Here is a 20,303-nt window from a genome sequence, read left to right on the forward strand (position 1 = left end):
TGCTCATGCCCCGGCCTCGCGCACCATGCCGACCGCCAGCGCGTGCTTGCACGGCCCGCGCCCGCCGCGGTACTTGGCCCACCACAGGCAGGTGCAGCTCACCCGCCCCGACGCGTCCGTCCGCACCCGCTGGATGTGGTCGTCCACCGTGACGACGGCCGTTGCCCCGTCGCCTTCCAGCCGCACCGCACCCGCCGCGACCAGCGCCCGGGCGGCCCGCAGCCGGGGGTTGGCGGCCTCGGCGCGCCCGGCGTCGTACGGGAGCCGCCGGTGGAAGTGGGCGGCCTCGGCGGTGTCGTAGCCGATCTGCCCGGCGGTGCCGAGCCGGGTGAGCGCGGCGCGGACCCGCTCGACGCCCAGCCCGGACTGCTCGGCCAGCTCGGCGACCTCGATCCGGGGCTCCCAGGCGAGCAGTACCGCGATCAGCTCGGCGTCCTGCTCGACCGTGCCGGTGGCGAGCGCGTCGAGTACGCCGCCCTCGCCGGAGAAGCCGCGCGAGGCGTCCGGCGAGAGGGTGAGGGTCAGCCGCATGCCGGGCAGCACGACCTCCCAGGCGCAGGCCGTCGGGGCCGGGCCGGCGACCGGCCCGTACACCCGCAGGCCGAGCGCGTGCCGCAGCACGCGCTGCAGGGCGACCAGCCGCTCGGGCCCGGGCAGGCAGACGGCGCCGGGCACCGGACGGGTGGTGGGCCGCAGGGTGCGCCCGGCCGGGACGACCCAGCCGACGCCGCCGCGGCCGCCGCGCGGCAGGGAGCGCAGGAAGCGCACGGCCTCGGCGGCGCCGAGTTCGGCGCGCAGGTCGAAGCCGGCGGCGACCACCTGGGTCTCGGCGAAGCCGCGCAGCCAGCGCTCCGGCAGCGGCACCTTCCGCTCGACCAGCGGGCCGTCGAGGCCGGTGACCTCCAGGGCGTCCGGCCCGACCGCGAGGTGCAGCGGCTCGGCCGGGCCGATCCTGGTCAGCGCCTCCCGCAGCGGGTCGTTGACGTCCACGTTGGTGGTGCCGTGGCCGATCTCGCCGCCGTCCAGCCCCGCCCCGAGCACGTCGAGCCGGGCGTACACGCCGCAGCAGCCGGAGAAGGACTCGAAGCGCAGCCGGTCCCCGTTCGCGGTGACCACCGGGTCGAGCGAGGCCCGCAGCCGCGGCTGGTGGTAGCGGGCGGCGGCGACGTCCGCGACGGCGAGCAGTGCGGCGGCGGCCGGGGCCGGCTCGGCCAGGAAGCCCGCGAAGAAGCGCGGGTTGGCGGCCGCGCCGAGCGGGGTGGCGCCGCCGGAGGTGGCCAGGTCGAGGCTCCGGCCGGCGGCGCCGTCCAGGACGGCCGACGGGCGCAGGTAGGCGTACGCCTGTGCGGATTGCGTCATGGGCAGCACGCTAGGTGACCGGTCCGACATCCCCTCGCCCGGTCGGCGTAGTGAAACACGTTCTACCCGGGGTCCGCGTTACCCAGGTCACACCACCGCACGGTTGGCTTCTGCCACTATGGGCCGGTGACCGACCTGACAGAACAGCAGAGACCGACCGAGCAGGCGCCCGCCCCGGCCACCCCGTTCGCCGCCCTGCTGGAAATCGAGCAGCTGAACGAGAACACGTTCCGGGGCCACTGCCACGCCGGCGCCCCGATGCGCGCCTTCGGCGGCCACGTCGCCGCCCAGGCCCTCGCCGCCGCCGGACGCACCTGCGCTCCGAAGCGCGCGGTGCACTCCCTGCACGGCTACTTCCTGCTGCCCGGCGACCCGACCCGGCCGATCGAGTACCAGGTCGACCGGCTGCGCGAGGGCTTCACCTACACCACCCGCCGGGTCCGGGCGGTGCAGGACCGGAAGGAGATCTTCAACCTCACCGCCTCCTTCAAGCTCCCCGAGCCGGCCGCCGGCGACCGCCAGCGCGAGGTGCCCCCGCTGCCCGACCCGGAGACCCTGCCGGACGCCTTCTCGCACTGGGACGAGGAGCTGCGCACCGCGATCAAGGCCTCCGACGGCTTCCGCGACCTCGAACTGCGCTTCGTGCCGCCGGACGCCCCGGGCCTGCCGCCGGCCGTCCCCGGCATGCCCCAGCAGTTCGTCTGGCTGCGCATCGCCACCCGCCTGCCGGACACCGACCCGCTGCTGCACACCTGCGCGCTCACCTACCTGTCCGACCTCACCCTGGCCTCCACCGCCGGGCTGCACGAGCAGGCGAACTTCTTCCAGCGCATCGAGCCGCCCCGACTGCTGATGACCTCGCTGGACCACGCGATGTGGTTCCACCGCCCCTTCCGGGCCGACGAGTGGCTGCTCTTCGCCCAGCGCAGCCCCTCCGCCTCGGACGGCCGCGGCCTGTCGCTCGGCGAGTTCTACGACCGGGACGGCCGGCTGGTGGCCTCCGCCACCCAGGAGGCGCTGATCCGCCGGATGCCGTGAACCGGGCGGCTCCCGGAGGCCGCCGGGAGCCGCGCGGGAGCCGCCCGGAAGGCCTGCGGACGCCCCCGCCCGCCGCCCGGACGAAGCCCGGACGAAGCGCGGTGGACGGCGGGCGAACGGAAGGGGGCCGGTCGGCGTCATACTCCTGAGCGGCCCCGGCCCGTATCATGGTGCGGGTGACCAAGGTTGACCTGTCACCACGGCCGGTGGAGGCGATGTCTCCGCGTCAGCTCGAACGCCGCGAAAGCCTGATCGCGGCCGCGCTCGCCCTGGTGAACGAGATCGGCGTCGAGCGGCTGCAGATGAAGCAGGTCTGCGAGCGGTCCGGAGTCGCCCTGGGGACGGCGTACCGCTACTTCTCCTCCAAGGACCACCTCCTGGCGGCGGCGATCGCCGAGTGGCACCGGCTGCTGCTGGCGGACCTGGTGGCCGAGCTGCGCGGACCGCGCGCCGGGCTGGGGGCCACCGACCGGGCGGTCCGGTTCGTCCGGGGCGGGATGCGGGCCTACCAGCGCCAGCCCGAGCTGGCCCGGTTGCGGGTCGCCGTCGCCGCCTCCACCGATCCCTTCGCCAGCGAGGCCCTGCAAGGCATGGCCCGGGCCGACAGCACCGCGCTCCAGGTGGTGACGGCCGAGGTGCCGGCGGCGGCCAGCGACCTGGTGCGCCACATCGTGGCGCACGCCTGGCAGGGGGAACTGACGGCCTGGGTGACCGGCCGCACCACCCTCGGGGACGCCAGACGGCGGCTGGAGGACGTGGTGCGCCTGGTGCTGACCCCGTACGAGACCCCCTACCCGGCCCCGTACGAGGTCCAGTCCACCGGCTGAGCCCGCGCGCCCCGAACCCGGACAGCCCCGAACCCGGACGGCCCCGAACCCGGGCGCCCCGGCCCGGGCGTCCCGACGGCCGCTCAGACCACCGTCACCGGGTGCGCCACCACCGCGCCGAACAGGTAGCCCTCGCGGTTGAGGGCCGCCCGTTCGGGCTGGGTGGCGCCGCCGCGGTCGGTCGCGCGGGCGCGCAGCTCGTACCGGCCGGGCCGCTCGGGGCGCCAGCCGACGCTCCAGCGCGCCCAGTCCCCGGCGGGCGGCTCCCCGTCCAGTTCGGCGGGCCGCCAGCTGCGGCCGCCGTCGGTGCTCACCTCGACCAGCCGCACCGGGGCCGTGCCGGACCAGGACCGCCCGTACAGGCGGTGCTCGCGCCCGGCCTCCAGTCGGGCGCCCTCGGCCAGTTCGAAGGCGGACTTGACCACCTGGGTGGTGAGCGCGACGCCGTCGGGCGGCCAGCCCGGGCCGTACATCCGGTAGAAGACGGTGTTCCAGGGCGACCGGAGCGGGTGGTCGGCCACCTCGATGCTGCCGACCCACTTGATCGAGGCGATGCCGACCCAGCCGGGCACCACCAGTCGCACCGGCGCGCCGTGGTCGGGGGTCAGCGGGGCCCCGTTCATCTCGTAGGCGAGCAGCGCGTCGTCCAGCGCCTTGGCGATCGGCAGCGGCCGGCGCACCGGGCCGTGGTTGGTGCCGTCGACGACGTAGTCCGGGTCCAGGCCGGCGGGCAGCACGTCCACCGCGCGGTCGGTCAGCCCGGCGGCCCGCAGCACCTCGGCGAGCCGCACGCCCCGCCAGGCCGCCGAGCCGACGCTGCCCAGCGTCCACGGGGTGCCGGGGACGCGCTGGCCCTGCTGGCGGTGGAAGTAGCCGCGGCCGTTGCCCGCGCACTCGATCAGCGCCTCGGTCCGGGTGGCGGGCAGCGCCCGCAGGTCGGCCAGGCCGAACTCGACCGCCCGCTCCGGCCCCGGAGCGCCGTGCAGGCCGCTGCCGAACAGCCGTAGCCGCCAGGTGGCCGGGTCGATCAGCGGGGTGCTGGTGTGGTTGCGGACGAAGAACCGTTCCACCGGGACGTGACGGCCGACGGCGGCCCCGCCGTCGGCCTCGCGCAGCGCGTCCCACCGCATCTCGGCGTTGGTGTCGCGCCGGACGAACCACCGGGCGGGCAGCGGTTTGACGATTCCGGGCAGCTCGATGCTTCCCGACGGGTCCATGCTTCCGGGCACGGGCCTGGCACCTCCTCGACGGCGGGGCACGACGGCATCCGGACGGCACTGTCCGGATGGCGCTCCCGCTCTCCCAGCGTAGGCGCTCCGGCGCTTTCCGTGACCAGGCCGGCGGGCGGCGGTTCCCGCCCGGGCCCGGCCGAGTACGCCCCCGGCGCCCGCCACCTAGAACTCCCCTCCGGGCAGCGGCCGATGGCCGAAGCCCTGCCCCAACCCCGCGCATCCGTCGAGGAGTTGGCCAAGGGCCGAACCGCCCCCACCTCCACCGGGCCGGGGGCCGACGCGGGCAGCCGCCGAAGCGCTCTCCTCCGACCCCGACCCCGGCCCCGCGACCGCGCACCCGCCGGGCGGGGGCGGGCGGCCTGACGGGACGAAGGTCCCCACCCTCCGCCTGCCCGGCGCGCCCTCCCGCCGCGCACGCCGCCAACTGGACATAGTGCGACATACATCTTGAATCCCCCGTGTTCCCCGTATGTCGAGAGGTCCTCCCGCATGAGCAGCCAGCCGCCGCAGCCCTCCCCGCTTGTGCAGGAGCCCGACGAACCCGGCGAACCCGCCGCCACCCTCCCCACCGACCGGGCGGTCTTCGGGATCAGCGCCGTCCTGGTGCTCGCGGTGGTCGCCTGGGGCGTGTTCGCCGAGGACTCGCTCGGCCGCACCTCCAGCACGGCGCTCCGCTGGGTCCTGCACAACTTCGGCTGGCTGTTCGTGGTGGCCGCCGACGTCTTCCTGGTCCTCACCGTGCTGCTCGCCTTCAGCCGCTTCGGCCGGATCCGGCTCGGCCGCGACGACGACGAACCGGAGTTCTCCACCCTCGCCTGGGTCGCCATGATGTTCAGCGCGGGCATGGGCATCGGCCTGATGTTCTACGGCGTCGGCGAGCCCCTGCAACTGTTCGCCGCCCCGCAGCCCGGCTCCGGCCTCGAACCGCAGAGCGCGGCCGCCGCCCAGCAGGCGCTGGAGTTCTCGCTCTTCCACTGGACCCTCCACCCCTGGGCGATCTACGCGGTCGGCGGCCTCGCCCTCGCCTACACCACCTTCCGCAAGGGCCGGGGCAACCGGATCTCCGCCGCCTTCGTCCCGCTGATCGGGCAGCGCGGCGCGGACGGCTGGCAGGGCAGGGCGATCGACCTGCTCGCCGTCTTCGCCACCGTCTTCGGCTCCGCGACCAGCCTCGGGCTCGGCGCGCTCCAGGTCGCCGACGGCCTCGGCTACATCACCTCCGTGCGCAACACCCAGAACGCCCAGCTCGTCATCATCGGCTCGCTGACCGCCGCCTTCGTGCTCTCCGCGTTCTCCGGCGTCCACAAGGGCGTCAAGTGGCTCTCCACCGCGAACGTCGTGCTGGCCTCGCTGATCATGCTCTTCGTCTTCGTGTTCGGGCCGTCGGTGTTCGTCCTCGACTCGATCCCGTCCACCGTCGGCGGGTACCTCTCCGACCTGCTCGGGATGTCCACCCAGACCGGCGCCTTCACCGACGAGAGCTGGCTCGGCTCCTGGACGATCTTCTACTGGGCCTGGTGGCTCTCCTGGGCGCCCTTCGTCGGCACCTTCATCGCCCGGATCTCGCGCGGCCGCACCATCCGGCAGTTCCTGCTCGGCGTGCTGCTGGTGCCCAGCGGAGCCACCGTGATCTGGTTCTGCGTCATGGGCGGCACCGCGATCCGGCTCGTCGGCACCGGCACCGCCGACCTGGTCGCGACCATCCCGCGCGGCGCGGAGGCCTCGCTGTTCGAAATGCTGCGCTCGCTGCCGCTCGGCTCGGTCACCAGCGTGGTAGCGGTCCTGCTGGTGATGACCTTCTTCATCACCAGCGCCGACTCCGCCTCCCTGGTGCTCGGCTCGCTCTCCAGCCGGGGCTCGCTGCACCCGCGCACCCCGCTGGTGGTGGTCTGGGGCGTGCTGATGGGCGGGGTCGCGGCCGCCCTGCTGCTGGCCGGCGGGCTCACCGCGCTGCAGAACGCCACCATCCTGGTCGCGCTGCCCTTCGTCGTGGTGATGCTGCTGCTCTGCCTCTCCCTGGTGAAGGAGCTCCGCGAGGACCCGGCGGCCGGCCCCTCCCGCTTCCACCCCGCCCACGGCCTGCGGGACGCCGTCCGGGTCGCGGTGGGCGAGGCCCTCGCCGAGCGCGGCCGACGGCGCTGAGGCCCCCGACACACCGGCACTGACCAGCGCATACGCCCCACCCGGCGACCGGGTGGGGCGTATGCGGCCAAGTGACGCCCGATCCCCGCCCGGACTTCACCCGCGCGTACCGACCGTTCACACCGCCCTGGGAGCCTCCCTGTCATGAACGCCAGCCCTCAGGCGCCCTACCAGGAACCGCGCTTCCCGCTCCCCCAGCGCCACCGCCGTCTCCTCGCCTGCACCGCCGTCCTCGCCTCCATCGCCCTCGGCACCCTCGGGGTCGGTGCCACCGTGGAGACCGTCCAGCACGGCCCGATCGCCGCCGCCACCGCGAGCAGGTAGCCGGCCCCGCCCCGCGCCTGGGGGGTCATGTCAATCCGAAGATCAGCAAGCCCTATGATCGCTCTGCAACACGACGCGAAGGGGATGCAGTGGCGCGGGTTGCAATCATCGGTGGCGGGATCAGCGGGCTGGGAACGGCCCTCATGCTCGGACGACGGGGCCATGCCGTCACCCTGTTCGAGCAGGAGGCCCGACAGGCCGACACGGACCTGGACCAGGACTTCTACCACTGGAAGCGGCCCCGGGTCCCCCAGGCCGACCAGCCCCACTCCTTCCTCGCCCCGGTCCGCACGGTGCTGCGCGCCGAGGCCCCCGACGTCCACGCCGACCTGCTGGCCCGCGGCGCCCGGGAGTACCACGACTTCGACTGGTTCGACCAGCACCCGCCGCACCGGGACGGCGACGAGGACCTGGTGACCCTGCGCACCCGCCGCATCGTGCTGGAGGCCGCCCTCACCGCCGCCGTCCGCCGGGAGCCCTCCGTCGAGGTACGGCGCGGCCGCCGGGTGAGCGCCCTCACCCTCCAGGACGGAAACCCGCCCCGGGTCACCGGCCTGCGGGTCGACGACGGGACCCACCCGGCCGACCTGGTCGTCGACGCCGCCGGCCGCCGCTCCGCCGTGCCCGGCTGGCTGACGGCCGCCGGCTGCCGCCCGCCCGTCGTCGACAGCCACCGCACCGGCATCACCTACCTGTGCCGCTGGTACCGCCTGCGGGCCGACGGCCCGCGCGACCCGGGGCGGGTGCGGACCGGCTCGGTCGCGGGGTTCGCCGCCGCCGGGGTCTTCCCCTCCGACAACGACACCTTCGCGCTGAGCATGGTGCTCTCGACCGGCGACCCGACCCGCGGCGCACTCCTGGACCCCGCCGTGTTCGAGGCCGTCCTGCGCCGCTTCCCCGCCTGCGCCGCCTGGCTCGACCTCGACCCCGAACCCCGCTCGGCCGTCCTGGCGATGGCCGGCCTGGACAACCGCTGGACCTCCCTCACCGACGACGCCGGCCCCGTCGTCACCGGCCTGGTCAACGCCGGGGACAGCCTCGTCCACACCAACCCCACCCTCGGCCACGGCGTCGCCCTCGGCCTGCTCGCCGGCCAGTACCTCGCCGGCCACGCCGACCAGGTCGCCGCCGACCCCGCCGGCTACCACGACTGGACCGCCCGGACCCTGCGCCCCTGGTTCGACGCCCAGGTGGCCGGCGACCGCACCAACGAGCAGCGCCTGCTGGACGGTTCGGCCCTCCCCGAGCGCCGCACCGCCGCCCTCGCCGCCTGCGCCTTCGACGACCCGGTCGTCATGCGCGCCCGCGCCCACGTCCGCCACCTGGTCCGTACGCCCGAGGAGGCCTTCGGCAGCGAGGAGGTCGACCGCCACGTCACCGCCTGGCTGGCCGCCCGCCCCGACTTCACCCCCCGGCACGACGGCCCCACCCGCAGCGAATGGGAAGCCCTCATCCCGGCCTGACCGCCCACGGCCCGCCCCGGCCCGGCAGTCGCCGGGGCCCGGGGCTCAACTCCCCGACGGGGCGGCGGGGCGGGAGTGGCGGCCGGTGCCGGGGGTGGGGTGGAGGTCCGGGGCCGGGGCGTAGCGGGCGGCCGGGGGGCGCAGCAGCCAGGTGGTGCGGGGCGTGGGGGTGATCAGGCCGAGCCGGTGCAGGAGGTCGAGGGCGTCGCGGCGCAGGGCGGTGCGGTCGGCGAGGTAGCGGGCCGGGAGGTCGTGGTCGTCGGCGATGTCGCCGAGGAGGCCGTCTATCAGCGCGTCGGCGATCGGTACGTCGCCCTCGGTGGCCTCGCCGGGCAGCGGCCGGACCTCCTCCACCAGGCCTTCGACCAGCAGCAGGGCGGCCTGGGAGAGGGTGCCGGTGCCGGGGAGGGCGAGGTCGGTGAGTTCGGCGGCCGGGTCGAGCAGGGCGACGCCCTCGGCCCGCAGTTCGGCCTCCAGCCCGAGGAAGTCCGCGAGCGCGGCCGGGCCGCTGAGCCGGTGCTCGTGCAGCCAGGCGCGCCGGTCCTCGGGGAGGTCGGCGGCGAGGACGGCGGGCGTCTCGGCGAGGAGGCGCCGCACGGCGGTAGCGGGTTCGGCCTCGGCGGCACGGCGGATCAGGTCGGCGGCGTCGGCGGCGAGGGCGGGCGGTCCGGCCGGGACGGCGCGGGCGAGTTCGCGGTCGACGGTCAGCACGAAGGCGGTGTCGGCCGGGTCGGCCGGCAGGTCGCCGAGCACCTGCCAGTCGGCCAGCGCGGCGAGCGCCATCGCGGGGGCGTCCGGGTCGGCCGCCTGGGCCGCGAGGTCGGGGGCGGCGGACCGCATCGCGTCGAGCAGCCGCCCGTACGGGAGTTGTTCGGGGGCATCGACGAGCAGGGCCAGGGCGAGGGCGAGCTGGGCGTAGCCGGCCGGGGTGAACGGGGCACCGGTGGCCGGGTGTTCGAGGCGGCGGGCGGCGCCGGGGCCGAGGCCGGCCTTGCAGAGCCGGGCGTGCCAGGGGCCGACGACCAGGCGGTAGCCGAGCAAGGTGTCGAAGCGTTCGACGAGCCAGTCGCGGTGACGGCGGATCAGCGGGAAGCCGTCGGCGTGCGGGCCGGAGGCGGTGACCAGCGGGTGGGCGAGCAACAGCCGTGCGGCGATGCGGCGTTCGGCGTCGGGGAGTTCCTCGCCCGCCGGTTCCGGGGCGTCGCCGGGCAGCTCCGGCAGGGCCCGGGTGCGCTCCGGCCTGCGGTGGCGGCCGGGCCGGCCGGACTTGGCGCCCGACCGGACGACGGGCAGGGCGGCGGCGTCGCGCCGGGCGCGGCGCAGGCCGCCGTCGGCGCGCCCCTCGCGGGCCTCACGGGCGCGCGGGACGGCGGCCGTGTGGGCGGTCGGGCCGTGCCACCAGCTGACGCCGGGGTCGCCGGGCTCGGCGGCGGCACCGAGGTGCCGGGCGGGGTAGAGGCCGAAGGAGGCGGTGCACAGGTCGTCGGCGGCGCCGGGGGCGGCGGCGGCGAACCAGTGGGCGAGCCGGAGCAGTCCCGGGTCGGGCGAGAGCGCCCCGTCGGGCTCCTGCGGACCGTCAGCACCGTGCTCACCCGCGGCACCGGCCGGGTCGGCGGGCCCGGCGGCTTCGGGTCCGCGTACGGCGAGGACGGCGGCGGCGGTTCCCCGGCCTGCCCCGCCCCTGCGTCCGTCCGGCCTGCCGGCGGCCACCCGGGTGGCGCCGACCGCGTACTCCTGCTGCTCCATGTCGGGGTCCAGCGTAGACGGTGACCGGCTCACCCGGTGGCAGCAACCGTGCTCCTGAGGAAGTCTCCGCAAGAGCCCTCGAAGCGGTCGCCGGTGCTCCGCTCTCCCGGCCGGGCCGTCACTCCCCTTCCCCCACCCGGGTTACGCACCGGTAACCTGGTCTTCCCCCACCCCGCCGACTCCCTTAGGGTCGGTGGACCCCCCACCCCGGGCGACCTCGGAGGCAGACGCCGCATGAGCATCCGTACGACCACCCGCGCCACCGGCCTCGGCGGGCGCCTGCGTTCGGCCACCGGCCTGCTCGGCGGCTTCGCGGCCACCTCGGCGGTGCACCTGGGCTCGATCCTCTCCGGGGCCCCGGTGCTGCGCAACGCCACCAAGCCGGCCCTGATGCCGCTGCTGGCCGCGCACAGCGTGGCGGCGGCGGCCCGGACCGAGCGCGAGCTGCCGAAGCTGCTGACCCCGGCGCTGCTGGCGAGCGCGGGCGGGGACGTACTGCTGCAGTTGAAGGACGACACCGCGTTCCTGGCCGGGATGGGCTCGTTCGCGGCCGCGCACGTCTGCTACGTCGCGATGTTCGTCCAGCGCGGGGCGCTCACCGACCGGCGGCGCGCCCTGGTGGTCGCGGCCGCGTACGCGGCGGCCTGGGCGGGCATGATCGGCCGGCTCTGGCCGGACCTCGGGGAGCTCAAGGTCCCGGTGGCCGGCTACAGCCTGCTGCTCACCTCGACGGCGGTCACCGCGGCCGGCCTGGGCTGGCGGACCGGGCTGGGCGGGGCGCTGTTCCTGCTCTCCGACACCCTGATCGCGACCCAGCTGGCGAAGTGGCGCGAGCTGCCGGGGCATCAGTTCTGGATCATGGCGACGTACGTGCTGGCCCAGTACCTGCTGGCCAGCGGCCTCCTCCAGCACGAGGAGGGGCAGGACCGGGCGGCCCTCTGACGCGCCGCCACGCCGCCGGTCCGGTCAGGGCTCGGCGGCGCGGCGTGGGCGTACGCGGGGGGCGGGGCCGTCAGGCACTGCGCCTGCGGAGCAGCCAGAAGCCGCCGATGCCGCCCGCGACCAGGGCCAGCCCTCCGGCCAGCTCCGCCGGGTCCGCCGCGACCGAGCCGCCGAGCCCGGTCTTCACCGCGCCGTGCGGGGCGACCTGCTGGCTGCCGGCGCCGGACTGGCCCAGCGAGCCGGCCCACTCCCCCGCCGCCTTGCCCCAGTCGCCGAGGCCCTTGTCGGGGGCGGTGGCGGTCACCGTGGTGACCTTGACGGTGGTGGAGAAGGCGCCGCCGTCCGGGCAGGTGCCGTCGACCTTGCTGTCCCCGTTGCGCTCGGAGGCGAGCCGGGCGGAGCCGGTGTGCCTGCCGTCGGAGCCCAGGGTGAGGGTCGCGGGGCCGCCCTCGAAGGCGGCGGAGTGGGCGGTAATGGTCTTGGCGTCGGGCTTGTCCGACTTCTCGCAGGAGACCGTGACCGTCACGGTCTGGCCCGGTGCGGCCTGGGACGGGCTGACCGAGGCCGCGCCGTCCCTGGCTGCTGCGAGGGGGGCCGTCAGACCGGTCAGCACCGTCGCGCCGATCAGGGCGGCGGCGGCCGTACGCGTGGGGCGCATGCCGGAACCTCCGGGATTCTCGGGCGCAGCCGGGGACTCCCATGTCCACGTGGTGTGTCAACTGCACCCGGTCTTTCACCGACGGTAGGCAGGCCCGGTGGGCCCGGCCACCGCTCAGGACCGTTCGGGCGACGGCCCGTCACCTCGTGTGATCGTCACACGGCGTCACCGCAGCCCCGGGGGCTCAGAGGTCCAGGTCCACCACGACCGGGGCGTGGTCCGAGGTGCCCTTGCCCTTGCGGGCCTCGCGGTCCACGTAGCTGTCGGTGACGGCGTCCGCGAAGGGCTTGTTGGCGTAGGTGAGGTCGATCCGCATGCCGCGGTTCTTCGGGAACGCCAGCTGGCGGTAGTCCCAGTAGGTGTAGGGGTGGTCGTACTTGAGGGGGCGCGGCACCACGTCGTGCAGGCCGACCTCGCCCAGCGCCGCCAGCGCGGCGCGCTCGACCGGGGTGACGTGGGTGAGGCCCTCGAAGGCGGCGACGTCGTAGACGTCCGCGTCGGTGGGGGCGATGTTGAAGTCCCCGAGGACGGCGAAGGGGCGGGGGCCGGCCGCGTCCTCGGCGGAGGCCTTGCGCAGCGCCTCCAGCCACTCCAGCTTGTAGTGATAGTGCAGGTGGTCGACCTCGCGGCCGTTGGGCACGTAGACCGACCAGACCCGGACCGGGCCGCAGGTGGCGGCGACGGCGCGCGGCTCGACGTCGGGCAGCAGGGCGCCGTCGGCCAGGTAGCCGGGCTGGCCGGGCAGGTCGCGCACGACGTCCTCCAGGCCGATCCGGGAGACGATCGCCACGCCGTTCCACCGGCCGTTGCCGTGCGCGGCCGTCTCGTAGCCGAGCTCGCGGACCGGCTCGTACGGGAAGGCGTCGGCCGCGCACTTGAGCTCCTGGAGGCAGAGCACGTCGGGCTTGGCGCTCTCCAGCCACTCCAGGAGCTTGGGCAGCCGGGCGGTGACGGAGTTGATGTTCCAGGTGGCGATGCGGACGGTCACGGCGGGCGGCCTTCCCGGTGGTTCGGTCGGTACGGACGGGGGTGGGCCCCACGGGGAGACCCACCCCGAACATACCGCCCGGCACCGACAACCCGGCCCGACCGGCGCCGCGGCCCGGCGCTCGACGGCCGGCACCGCGCCGCGGCCGGGCGGTCAGCCCGCGGGGCGGACCACCGCGGCCGAGCCGCCGCCGCGTCGCACCGGCTCGGCGGCGGCCACCCAGCGGCCGTCCGGCAGCCGCTCCACGCCGGTGGCGGCGCCGATCTCGCCGCCGTCGGCGAACCGGTGCCCGAGGGCCTCCAGCGCGGACCGCTCCGGCAGCGCCAGGAAGCCGGGCTCGGCCTGGGTGACGGCGCTGTTGCGCTGGCTGGCGCGCGGCGCGGCGATCGCCTGCTCCAGGCTCAGGCCCCGGTCGAGGCGGCCGAGCAGCACCTGGAGGGTGGTGGTGATGATGGTCGCGCCGCCCGGGCTGCCGGTGGCGAGCAGCGGCTCGCCGTCGCGCAGCACGATGGTCGGGGACATCGAGGACCGCGGCCGCTTGCCCGGTCCGGGCAGGTTGGGGTCGGGGACGCCGGCGGCGAGCGGGACGAAGTCGAAGTCGGTCAGCTCGTTGTTGAGCAGGAAGCCCCGGCCGGGGACGGTGATGCCGCTGCCGCCGGTCTGCTCGATGGTGAGGGTGTAGGAGACGATGTTGCCCCAGCGGTCCGCCACCGTCAGGTGGGTGGTGTTGGGGCCCTCGTACGGCTCGGGGAGGGCCTGCCCGGTGTCCGCGCAGTCGGCCGGGTGGTACGGGTCGCCGGGGGCGAGCGGGCTGGTGAGCGCGTGGTCCGGGCTGATCAGGCAGGCCCGGGAGGCGGCGTAGCGCTCGGAGAGCAGCTGCCGGGTCGGGACGTCGCCGAAGGCCGGGTCGCCGACCCAGCGGTTGCGGTCGGCGAAGGCGATCCGCGAGGCCTCCAGGAAGTGGTGGTAGTACTGCGTGCTGCTGGAGCCGGAGAGGTCGCCGTCCTCCAGGATGTGCAGCGCCTCGCCGACGGTGGTGCCGCCGGAGCTGGACGGGGCCATCGAGTAGACGTCGTAGTCGCGGTAGGCGACGTGGGTGGGCGCCTGGCGGCGGGCCTGGTAGGCGGCCAGGTCGGCGGCGTCGACCTTCCCGGGGCGGGCGTTGCGGCCGGAGGCCGGGTCGACCGGCGGGTGCTGCACGGTGTCGGCGATGTCCTGTGCCAACGCGCCCTGGTAGAAGGCCTTCACGCCGTCCTTGGCGAGCAGCCTGTAGGTCGCGGCGAGGTCGGGGTTGCGCAGGACGGAACCGACCTCGGGGAGCTTGCCGTTCGGCAGGAAGATCTTGGCGGTGGCCGGGAAGTCCTTGAAGCGGCTGTAGTTGTCGGAGGTCTGGCCGCGGAAGGTGTCGTCGACGACGAAGCCGTTCTCGGCGATCCGCTCGGCGGGTTCGAGGTTCTGCGCGAGCGAGCGGGTGCCCCACTGGCGCAGTGCGGAGTCCCAGGTGGCCGGGGTGCCGGGGACGCCGACGGACAGTCCGCTGGTGACGGCGTCGGCGAAGGCGAGCGGCTTGCCGCCCTCCAGGAACAGTCCGGTGTCGGCGGTGCGGCCGGCCGTCTCGCGGCCGTCGACGGTGTGCACCGTGCCGGTGGCGTGGTCGTAGTAGACGAAGTACCCGCCGCCGCCGATCCCGGAGGAGTAGGGCTCGGTCACGCCGAGCGCGGCCGCGGCGGCGACGGCCGCGTCCACCGCGTTCCCGCCCTTGCGCAGCACCTCGATGCCGGCGGCGGTGGCGTCGGCGTCCACCGAGGCCACCGCCCCGCCCCAGCCCACCGCCTCGGGCGCCTTGGGCGGTGGCGCCGCGGCGCCGGCGGGGCCGGTGGTGGCCCAGACCAGTGCGGTGGCGATCAGCAGTGATGGCGCTAGGCGGGTCAGGGCCCTCATCCGGTCCTCCTGAGTCGACGTCACGTCAGTTGTTCCACAGGAGACATGAATCCGACAACCACACCGCACGGCTACCAACGGGTAGTTGACAGGAGGGACGGAGGGGACGCCCTGTTCCCCGCCGCCCCTGGCCCCGCTACGGCGCGCTGCGCTCCACCCGGCGCCGTTTGATGGTGCGGAACCGCCGTGCGACCTGCCGCGCCAGGTCGGCGGCGCCGACCAGCCCGGCCTCGTTGCCGAGCGCCGCGTGCACGATGCTGGCCTCGGGCCGGAAGCCGCGGCCGGTGAGGGTGCGGCGGAAGGTGTCCCTGGCCGGGCCGAGCAGCAGGTCGCCGGCCTCGGAGACGCCGCCGCCGATGACGAAGCGCCCCGGGTCGAGGCCGGCCGCCAGGTTGGCGATGCCGACCCCGAGCCAGGTGCCGACCTCGTAGAGCAGCTCGACGGCGGTCGGGTCGCCCTCCCGGGCGGCCTCGGTGACCAGCGGTCCGGTGATGCCCTCGACGGTGCCGCCGGCCCGGGCGAGCAGCTGCTGCACCACCGGGGACTCCTCCGCGACCAGTTCCCGGGCGTCCCGCACCAGGGCGTTGCCGGAGGAGTACTGCTCCCAGCAGCCGCGGTTGCCGCACGGGCAGCGGTGGCCGCCGGGCACCACCTGCATGTGCCCGAACTCGCCCGCCAGGCCGTACTTCCCGCGGTCGACGTAGCCGTCCCGGACGACCGCGCCGCCGATGCCGGTGCCCAGGGTGAGCATCACCATGTGGTCCTCGCCGCGCCCGGCGCCGAAGCGCCACTCGGCCCAGGCGGCCGCGTTGGCGTCGTTCTCCACGATCACCGGGAACCGCAGCCGCTCGCTGAGCGCCTGCTGGAGCGGCTCGTTGCGCCAGTTGAGGTGCGGGGCGAAGAGCACCCGGGAGCGCTCGGCGTCGACCCAGCCGGCCGCGCCGATGCCGACCGCGTGGACGTCGTGCCGGTCGGAGAGCTGGAGCACCAGCTCGACGATCACGTCCTCGACGACCTTGGCGCTCTTGCTCTTGTGCGGGGTGTCGGTGCGCAGCTTCTCCAGCACCTTCCCCTCGCCGTCGACGACCCCGGCGACCACCTTGGTGCCGCCGATGTCGACGCCGATGGTGGGCAGCCGCAGTATGCCCGCGGGCAGGGCGCGGCGGCGGCGCTCGGCGCGCGGGCCGAGGCCGAGCAGGGTGGGCAGGACGGCCGGCCGAGTGCTGCCATGGGGGCTGGTCACGGCTGCGGACGCTCCTCACGAGAGTCGGGTTCGGTGGGACCGGGGGCCGACGGCCGGGCCAGCTCGTGCGAGAGTTCGGCGAGGTCGGAGCCGCCGGCCATCTCGGTGGTGAGCTGTTCGAGGCCGATCTCGGCACGCGGGTGGCTGCCGGCCGTCCGCCCCCGTTTCAGCAGGGTGAAGTGATCGCCCACCAGGTAGGCGTGGTGCGGGTTGTGGGTGATCAGGACGACCCCGAGCCCGGCGTCGCGGGCCGCGGTGACGTACTTGAGGACCACCCCGGACTGCTTGACGCCGAGCGCGGCGGTCGGCTCGTCCAGGATGAGCACCTTGGCGCCGAAGTGCACGGCCCGGGCGATCGCCACGCACTGGCGCTGGCCGCCGGACAGGGTGCCGATCGGCCGGTCGACGTCGTGCAGGTCGATGCCCATCCGGGCGAGCGCCTCGCGGGTGGTGGCGCGCATGCCCTCGGCGTCCAGCCGCAGGCCGCCCCAGCGGCGGGTGCCCCGCTCGGAGCCGAGGAAGAAGTTGCGCCACACCGGCATCAGCGGGACGACGGCGAGGTCCTGGTAGACGGTGGCGATGCCGCGGTCCAGCGCCTGGCGCGGGGAGTCCAGCCGGACCTCCTCGCCGCCGACGGTGTAGCGGCCCTCGTCGTGCCGGTGCAGCCCCGCGATGATCTTGATCAGGGTGGACTTGCCGGCCCCGTTGTCGCCGAGCACGCAGCTGATCTCGCCGGCCCGCAGGGTCAGCGAGACGTCCTGCAGCGCGCGGACCGTCCCGTAGGTCTTGCCGACGCCCTCCAGCGCGAGCAGTTCGGTGCCCGCCGGTTCGGTGGCCACCGGGCGCTCCGTGCCGGAGCCGAGCTGGTCGTTCATCGCGGACCCCGTTCCGCCCGGCGCTTGACGTAGGCGTTGAGCAGCGCGGCCAGCAGCAGCATCGCGCCGAGGAAGAACTTGAACCAGTCCGGGTTCCACTGGGCGTAGATGATCCCCTTGCTGGCCATGCCGAAGATCAGCGCGCCGAGCGCGGAGCCGGCCACCGAGCCGTAGCCGCCGGTGATCAGGCAGCCGCCGATCACCGCCGCGACGATGTAGATCAGTTCGTTGCCGACGCCCTCGCCGGACTGCACGGTGTCGAAGGAGAACAGCAGGTGCTGCCCGAGCACCCAGGCGCCGAAGCCGACGCCCAGGTAGAGCAGCGTCTTGGTCCGGGCGACCGGCACGCCGACCGCGCGGGCGGCCGCCGCGTCGCCGCCGACGGCGAAGATCCAGTTGCCGAAGCGGGTGCGCAGCAGCACCCAGCTGCCGACCACCAGCAGGCCGAGCCACCACCAGACGGTGGCCTTGACCGTCAGTCCGCCGATGTTCACCTCGGAGGCGAACAGCCACCGGCAGCTCTCGAAGCCCTGCATGTCGGCGATCGACTTGGTGGAGACCGTCCCGGAGATCGCCTTGGTGACGCCCAGGTTGGCGCCGGTCAGCATCAGGAAGGTGCCGAGGGTGACGATGAAGCTGGGCAGCCTGGTGCGGCCGAGCATCCAGCCGTTGAACCCGCCGATCGCCAGCGTGGTGGCCAGCGAGACCAGCACGCCGACCCAGGTGACGGCGGTGAACTGGTAGGACACCATCGAGGAGGTCAGCGCGGCGGTGGTGACCAGCACGCCGGCCGACAGGTCGAACTCGCCGCCGATCATCAGCAGCGAGACCGGCACGGCCATGATCCCGATGGTGGAGGCCGCGTAGAGCACGGTGCCCAGCGAGGAGACCCGCAGGAACGGTTCGGCGACGGCGGCGAAGACCGTGAACACCGCGACGGCCGCGATCAGCGAGCCCAGCTCCGGGCGGGCGAGGAGGCGCCGCAGGGCGGCCGGACGGTCCTGGACGAGCAGGTCCGGGGTGGTGTAACCGCTCACCTGGTCCCCCTCGCGACGTACTCGGCGAGCGCGTCGGCGTCGTCCTTGGTCAGGATCTGCGGGCCGGTCGCGACGGGCTTGCCGCCGCCGAGCATGTCCAGGTTGGACCGGTACAGCCAGAGCAGGTCGACGCCCTCGTAGCCCTGGAGGTAGGGCTGCTGGTCGACGGCGAAGCCGACGCTGCCGGACTTGAGCCCCGCGACCACCTGCGGTCCCAGGTCGAAGGTGTCCAGCTCCACGCCGCGGTGGGCGTCCTGGACGGCCTGCAGTCCGGTGGCGGCCATCGGGCCGGACAGGGTGAGCACGGTGTCGATGGAAGGGTCGGCCTGGAGCTTGGCGGAGACCGACGCCCGGGCGTCGGGCATGTCGACGCCGTTGACGTACAGCACCTGGAAGCCGCCGCCGGCCTTGGACTGGGCGCCGGAGCAGCGCTGCTCCTGGCCGACGTTGCCCTGCTCGTGGATCACGCACAGCACGTTCTTGCGGCCGCGCGAGGCCAGCTCGGCGCCGGCCGCCTGGCCGGCCGAGGACTCGTCCTGGCCGATGTGGGTGAGCGCGCCGAACTTCGCGGAGAACTCCTGACCGGAGTTGATCGTGATGACCGGGATGCCGGCCGCCTTGGCCTTGCCGAGGACGCCGGCCATCGCGTCGCCCTTGGCGAGGGTGACCAGCAGGCCGTCGACCTTCTGGTCGATGGCGGCCTGGACGAGCTGGACCTGGTTCTGGGTCTGCGCGTCGTTGGAGTACAGGAAGGTGATGTTGTCCTTGGCGGCGGCCTGCTCGGCGCCCTTGCGCACGCTGTCCCAGAAGGCGTCGCCGGCGCCGGCGTGGGTCACCATGGCGACCTTCCAGCGCGGGGTGGTGACGGCGCTGCCACCGGCGGCCGCGGCCTTGGCGCGGGCCTCCTCGGCGCGTCTGCCTCCGGTACTGCTGCAACCGGCCGCGGTGACCGCGAGGGCCAGGACGGCGCACACGGGCCAGAAGCGGCGGGACGGGCGAAAGCGGGTTGTGCTCATCCCCATAGTCTCTCTGGCCCGGCCGCGCGGGATCGCACCGCCTCGCCCGGCGGTGCGAACGGCGCGCCAGGTAAGGTGCCCCGGGGGACCTTCCTGGAAGTTCGCTGAACATCTGGTCCGGAGCACCGCCGTCCGGGTGACAGACTAGGCGCCAACCCGAAGCGGGAACAACTCTGAAACGTGATGTTCCTCTCAGGTTCCGCACAGATTCGGACAGCAACCGATCATCCGCTGGTTGCCGTCTGATGCCATTGACGTGCGTCCGGGCGAGTGGGGCCCGGGCGGCGAGCGACCCGGATACGAGAACGCGATGGAACTGACAGGTACGCCATTCCTCATCCTCACCGTCATCCTGGTGCCGGTGTCCATCACAGTGGCGCTGCTCTTCTGGGGGAAGGTGCGCGGCCCCCAGCCGGTGCGCACCCTGTCCCGGATCGTCATGATCATGTTCTGCCAGGTCACCGCCGTGCTGATGGTCTTCGTGATGGTCAACAACGCGAACCTGATCTACGGCAACTGGGACGACCTGCTCGGCACCGGTGACCACGTCCGCGCGGTGCCCTCGGTGGCGCCGGTGGACCCGGCCGGCAACGGCAAGGACGGCTCCGGCGACGCCGCCAAGCAGCCGCCGAAGGTGCTGCAGAAGTTCGGCGGCGTGAACGACCCGGCGGTACCCGGCGACGTCCAGAAGACCGAGCTCAAGGGCCAGGTCTCCGGGGTCGACGGCGAGGTGCTGGTCTGGCTGCCGCCGCAGTACAACGACCCGGCGTTCAAGGACAAGAAGTTCCCGGTCGTCGAGCTGATCCCCGGCTACCCGGGCTCCTCCTCCACCTGGTACGGCACCCTCAAGGTCTCCGAGCAGCTCAAGCCGCTGATGCAGCAGGGCAAGGTCGCGCCCTTCATCCTGGTCTCGCCGCGCACCCTGCTGCTGGGCAGCCACCAGGACGCCGGCTGCACCGACATCCCCGGCAAGATCAACGCGGACGCCTGGATCACCCGCGACGTCCCGCAGATGGTGATGGACAACTTCCGCGCCGACCCGTCCTCGGACCGCTGGGCGATCGCCGGCTACTCGGCCGGCGCCCACTGCGCGGCCAAGCTCGCACTCGCCCACCCCAACCGCTACCGCGCCGCCATCGCGATGTCCGGCTACAACGACCCGGCCACCGAGGGCGACTCGCTGGTCGGCAAGGACCCGAAGCTGCGCACCGAGAACAACCCGGTCAACATCCTCAAGTCCGCCCAGCAGCCGCCGAAGGTCGCCCTGCTGGTCAGCGGCGCCAAGGGCGACGGCTACGAGGACGGCCAGGCGATCGCCGCCGCGGCCAAGGAGCCGACCAAGGTCCAGGTCGAGGAGAGCACCGGCCCGCACACCACCGACATGTGGAAGCGGATGGTCCCGAGCGCCTTCGAGTGGCTGACCGGGGTCATCCCGGTGCAGTGACCGACCGGCACCGCCGGAAGAACGGCCG

Annotated in this window: 17 protein-coding genes; 7 read left to right on the plus strand and 10 right to left on the minus strand. The window is 74.5% G+C overall.

Features of this window, described 5'->3' with window-relative positions:
• Positions 1–3: 3 nt before the first annotated feature.
• On the minus strand, positions 4–1,359 hold the full coding sequence (locus tag ACFXPX_RS17080; protein WP_380593735.1) for an SWIM zinc finger family protein: 1,356 nt from the start codon (positions 1,357–1,359) through the stop codon (positions 4–6).
• Between the two features lie 126 nt (positions 1,360–1,485).
• Between ACFXPX_RS17080 and ACFXPX_RS17085 the strand changes: the two genes are divergently transcribed.
• Both ACFXPX_RS17085 and ACFXPX_RS17090 read left to right on the plus strand, forming a co-directional pair.
• On the plus strand, positions 1,486–2,397 hold the full coding sequence (locus ACFXPX_RS17085; RefSeq protein WP_380593737.1) for an acyl-CoA thioesterase: 912 nt from the start codon (positions 1,486–1,488) through the stop codon (positions 2,395–2,397).
• Between the two features lie 176 nt (positions 2,398–2,573).
• Positions 2,574–3,224 (plus strand): TetR/AcrR family transcriptional regulator, encoded by a 651-nt coding sequence (locus ACFXPX_RS17090; protein WP_375884924.1) that lies wholly within the window; start codon positions 2,574–2,576, stop codon positions 3,222–3,224.
• An 83-nt stretch (positions 3,225–3,307) separates the two neighbouring features.
• Here ACFXPX_RS17090 and ACFXPX_RS17095 read toward each other — a convergent pair whose 3' ends face one another.
• Positions 3,308–4,618, minus strand: coding sequence for a sulfite oxidase (locus ACFXPX_RS17095; protein ID WP_380593739.1), 1,311 nt, complete (start codon positions 4,616–4,618; stop codon positions 3,308–3,310).
• A gap of 327 nt (positions 4,619–4,945) precedes the next feature.
• On the opposite strand from ACFXPX_RS17095, the gene ACFXPX_RS17100 reads away from it, so the two are divergent.
• The 3 genes from ACFXPX_RS17100 (at position 4,946) to ACFXPX_RS17110 (ending at position 8,385) form a co-directional block, all read left to right on the plus strand.
• Positions 4,946–6,598 carry a BCCT family transporter gene (locus ACFXPX_RS17100; protein ID WP_380526885.1) on the plus strand — a complete coding sequence of 551 codons (1,653 nt, stop codon included), beginning with the start codon at positions 4,946–4,948 and terminating at the stop codon, positions 6,596–6,598.
• A gap of 144 nt (positions 6,599–6,742) precedes the next feature.
• Positions 6,743–6,922 carry a hypothetical protein gene (locus ACFXPX_RS17105; protein ID WP_375884919.1) on the plus strand — a complete coding sequence of 60 codons (180 nt, stop codon included), beginning with the start codon at positions 6,743–6,745 and terminating at the stop codon, positions 6,920–6,922.
• An 89-nt stretch (positions 6,923–7,011) separates the two neighbouring features.
• Positions 7,012–8,385 carry an FAD-dependent oxidoreductase gene (locus tag ACFXPX_RS17110; protein WP_380593741.1) on the plus strand — a complete coding sequence of 458 codons (1,374 nt, stop codon included), beginning with the start codon at positions 7,012–7,014 and terminating at the stop codon, positions 8,383–8,385.
• Positions 8,386–8,430: 45 nt separating this feature from the next.
• Here ACFXPX_RS17110 and ACFXPX_RS17115 read toward each other — a convergent pair whose 3' ends face one another.
• A complete protein-coding gene (locus ACFXPX_RS17115; RefSeq protein ID WP_380641972.1) occupies positions 8,431–10,131 on the minus strand; it encodes a DUF2398 family protein in 1,701 nt (566 codons plus the stop codon).
• 234 nt (positions 10,132–10,365) lie between these two features.
• Here ACFXPX_RS17115 and ACFXPX_RS17120 point away from each other — a divergent pair, with 234 nt between their 5' ends.
• Positions 10,366–11,073 (plus strand): lysoplasmalogenase, encoded by a 708-nt coding sequence (locus tag ACFXPX_RS17120; protein ID WP_380641974.1) that lies wholly within the window; start codon positions 10,366–10,368, stop codon positions 11,071–11,073.
• Between the two features lie 70 nt (positions 11,074–11,143).
• Here ACFXPX_RS17120 and ACFXPX_RS17125 read toward each other — a convergent pair whose 3' ends face one another.
• The 7 genes from ACFXPX_RS17125 to ACFXPX_RS17155 all read right to left on the minus strand — a co-directional run bounded on the left by ACFXPX_RS17125 (position 11,144) and on the right by ACFXPX_RS17155 (position 18,831).
• Positions 11,144–11,731: a hypothetical protein gene (locus ACFXPX_RS17125; protein ID WP_380526893.1), complete on the minus strand. Its 588-nt coding sequence runs from the start codon at positions 11,729–11,731 to the stop codon at positions 11,144–11,146.
• 184 nt (positions 11,732–11,915) lie between these two features.
• Positions 11,916–12,719, minus strand: coding sequence for an exodeoxyribonuclease III (locus ACFXPX_RS17130; protein WP_380526895.1), 804 nt, complete (start codon positions 12,717–12,719; stop codon positions 11,916–11,918).
• A 153-nt stretch (positions 12,720–12,872) separates the two neighbouring features.
• Positions 12,873–14,660, minus strand: coding sequence for a gamma-glutamyltransferase (gene ggt, locus ACFXPX_RS17135; RefSeq protein WP_375884904.1), 1,788 nt, complete (start codon positions 14,658–14,660; stop codon positions 12,873–12,875).
• 136 nt (positions 14,661–14,796) lie between these two features.
• Positions 14,797–15,903, minus strand: coding sequence for an ROK family glucokinase (locus ACFXPX_RS17140; RefSeq protein ID WP_375884901.1), 1,107 nt, complete (start codon positions 15,901–15,903; stop codon positions 14,797–14,799).
• Positions 15,900–16,778: an ATP-binding cassette domain-containing protein gene (locus ACFXPX_RS17145; protein ID WP_375884899.1), complete on the minus strand. Its 879-nt coding sequence runs from the start codon at positions 16,776–16,778 to the stop codon at positions 15,900–15,902. Before ACFXPX_RS17145 ends, ACFXPX_RS17140 begins: the two co-directional genes overlap by 4 nt.
• A complete protein-coding gene (locus ACFXPX_RS17150; RefSeq protein WP_380641977.1) occupies positions 16,775–17,815 on the minus strand; it encodes an ABC transporter permease in 1,041 nt (346 codons plus the stop codon). The genes ACFXPX_RS17145 and ACFXPX_RS17150 overlap by 4 nt, the downstream gene beginning before the upstream one ends.
• Positions 17,812–18,831 (minus strand): substrate-binding domain-containing protein, encoded by a 1,020-nt coding sequence (locus ACFXPX_RS17155; RefSeq protein WP_380526901.1) that lies wholly within the window; start codon positions 18,829–18,831, stop codon positions 17,812–17,814. Before ACFXPX_RS17155 ends, ACFXPX_RS17150 begins: the two co-directional genes overlap by 4 nt.
• Positions 18,832–19,192: 361 nt before the next feature.
• On the opposite strand from ACFXPX_RS17155, the gene ACFXPX_RS17160 reads away from it, so the two are divergent.
• Positions 19,193–20,275 carry an alpha/beta hydrolase gene (locus ACFXPX_RS17160; protein WP_380593753.1) on the plus strand — a complete coding sequence of 361 codons (1,083 nt, stop codon included), beginning with the start codon at positions 19,193–19,195 and terminating at the stop codon, positions 20,273–20,275.
• Positions 20,276–20,303 lie beyond the last annotated feature (28 nt).

It is taken from the genome of Kitasatospora sp. NPDC059146 (assembly GCF_042786665.1).
In the GTDB taxonomy this organism is placed as follows: Bacteria; Actinomycetota; Actinomycetes; order Streptomycetales; family Streptomycetaceae; genus Kitasatospora.

Bases quoted from the DNA above. Each gene is read 5' to 3' on its own strand.
- ACFXPX_RS17145 (WP_375884899.1), bottom strand. From the start codon at position 16,778: ATGAACGACCAGCTCGGCTCCGGCACGGAGCGCCCGGTGGCCACCGAA.
- ACFXPX_RS17125 (WP_380526893.1), bottom strand. From the start codon at position 11,731: ATGCGCCCCACGCGTACGGCCGCCGCCGCCCTGATCGGCGCGACGGTG.
- ACFXPX_RS17100 (WP_380526885.1), top strand. From the start codon at position 4,946: ATGAGCAGCCAGCCGCCGCAGCCCTCCCCGCTTGTGCAGGAGCCCGAC.
- ACFXPX_RS17080 (WP_380593735.1), bottom strand. From the start codon at position 1,359: ATGACGCAATCCGCACAGGCGTACGCCTACCTGCGCCCGTCGGCCGTC.
- ggt (WP_375884904.1), bottom strand. From the start codon at position 14,660: ATGAGGGCCCTGACCCGCCTAGCGCCATCACTGCTGATCGCCACCGCA.
- ACFXPX_RS17105 (WP_375884919.1), top strand. From the start codon at position 6,743: ATGAACGCCAGCCCTCAGGCGCCCTACCAGGAACCGCGCTTCCCGCTC.
- ACFXPX_RS17120 (WP_380641974.1), top strand. From the start codon at position 10,366: ATGAGCATCCGTACGACCACCCGCGCCACCGGCCTCGGCGGGCGCCTG.
- ACFXPX_RS17115 (WP_380641972.1), bottom strand. From the start codon at position 10,131: ATGGAGCAGCAGGAGTACGCGGTCGGCGCCACCCGGGTGGCCGCCGGC.
- ACFXPX_RS17155 (WP_380526901.1), bottom strand. From the start codon at position 18,831: ATGAGCACAACCCGCTTTCGCCCGTCCCGCCGCTTCTGGCCCGTGTGC.